The sequence below is a fragment of the Endozoicomonas sp. ONNA2 genome, assembly GCF_024606365.1.
Classification (GTDB): Bacteria; Pseudomonadota; Gammaproteobacteria; order Pseudomonadales; family Endozoicomonadaceae; genus Endozoicomonas.
On sequence record NZ_JAHHPO010001186.1, the window covers coordinates 1 to 1,821 of the forward strand.

The 1,821-nt window shown below is 51.0% G+C and carries 1 protein-coding gene and 1 pseudogene; one reads left to right on the top strand and one right to left on the bottom strand.

The window, feature by feature from the left end:
* The first annotated feature begins 136 nt into the window (after positions 1–136).
* Positions 137–595 (top strand): VanZ family protein, encoded by a 459-nt coding sequence (locus KDK14_RS20895; RefSeq protein WP_257267175.1) that lies wholly within the window; start codon positions 137–139, stop codon positions 593–595.
* A gap of 216 nt (positions 596–811) precedes the next feature.
* Here KDK14_RS20895 and KDK14_RS20900 read toward each other — a convergent pair.
* A pseudogene (locus KDK14_RS20900) lies at positions 812–1,821 on the bottom strand (V-type ATP synthase subunit A); the annotation flags it as partial.

Genomic DNA, 1,821 nt, shown 5'->3' on the forward strand with positions numbered 1-1,821 from the left:
ATCCCACACTCAGACTGATTCGCTGTCAGATAGGTTCATGGAAAATTGACGACCTCCACCCGGGCCATTGGCGTGAGCTGGAAATTCCTGCTTCACTGAAAGACAAACTCAATAAAAACAGATCCAAACGTGTAACGTGGAAGACATCAAGGCATCGACACTGGAAGCGTTAATTCTTCAATACTACTTACCGCTCAGCGCAGCGGCATTAGCCATCACCCTGACAACCATTACTATTATGTCGCTATTGCCTGTCGACAGCTTCAGGGGTATTGATCTGACCTTCTGGCGGCTGCCGGTCGCTGCTGACAAAATAGCCCATTGCCTTGCTTTCCTGGTTATTTCCGGCCTGCTGGATGGCTTTTGTTATCAGGAGCGATTCAACCTGAAAAAAGCGACTATCGCAGCACTGTTCGGTATCTGGATTGAAGGCCTGCAATCTCTCACCGACTATCGCCACCCATCGTTTTGGGATATCGTCGCAAACTGCCTTGGCATTTTTATATACTGGTTATTGATTCCTGCATTTAAAAAAACGCCGGTTTTAAGAGTTCGCTGGAAGTTTAAAGAAACGCTCCCTGATGATGCATCCTGACTAATTGCGCCTGCTTCTGACGGTCATTTCAGCAGGACAGCCTACTGATCTGAACAGAAGGAATTACAGCGACAGGTTTGCAGTCTTTCTACATGCCCACAGAATGTACTTTGCAAAAGGTATTCAGGCGTTAATGGTTTATCCGTACCAATAAAGAGTGAAAAAAACACTGCCGACATCATCGGCAGACTTGAAAGAACGTCTTGTACACTAACCTCAGGCAGCCAGGGCACCCATTGCGTACTGACTGCGAAGCTCCTGAATGCGGCTCAAGTAGTTGTTATATTCAGGGGAGCTGTAATGTGCATAGTGCATGTTCTTGAACAGGCCGGTCAGCTTGATAAAGTAATCACGCACTGCTTCTTTCTCGCTGAAGTTATACTGCTGACGAATCAGGCTCACCACCAGGTCAAAGTTTTCCTGCTGACGATGGATCGGGCAGGAAGCGTCCACATCGTCAAAAGCGTCCTGCTGCAGATACACCATGTCCAGCATGTAAGATTTCTGGTAAGTCACGTAGTCTTCCAGGGTAATACCCTCTTCACCGGTTACCTGCATCATCTGGTTGATACTGTCACCACGCACCAGCAGTTCCTGCATCTCCCGGACGTTGCTGACCCATTCTGACGACAGATTTTCGCAGTACCAGTCTGCCAGCTGATCCAGATAACGTGACCAGGAGATCAAGGGGTCGATGGCGGGGTAGAAGCGCTTGTACGCACGATCATAAGACAGGCCAAGGAATGCCTTCACCGTACTCAGGGTGGCCTGGGTTACCGGCTCCTCAAAGTTACCACCGGCCGGTGATACCGAGCCGATCATGGTCAGGGAGCCTTCGTCACCGTCTTCGTTGCGAACCACACCACAACGTTCGTAAACTCCCTTGATAGCAGAGTCCATGTAGGCAGGGAAGCCTTCTTCACCGGGAATCTCTTCCAGACGGTTCGAGGTTTCCCGCATGGCCTGGGCCCAGCGGGAAGTAGAATCCGCCAGAGCCAGCACGTTGTAACCCATCTGGCGGTAGTACTCACCCAGTGTCAGGCCGGTATAGATAGACGCTTCCCGGGCGGCCACCGGCATGGACGACGTATTACAGATAATAACCGTACGATCAATCAGGCCACCACCGGTCCTGGGGTCCTGCAGGTGCGGGAACTCTTCGATGGTTTCCACCACCTCACCGGCACGCTCACCACAGGCCGTAACAATAACGATATCCGCATCAC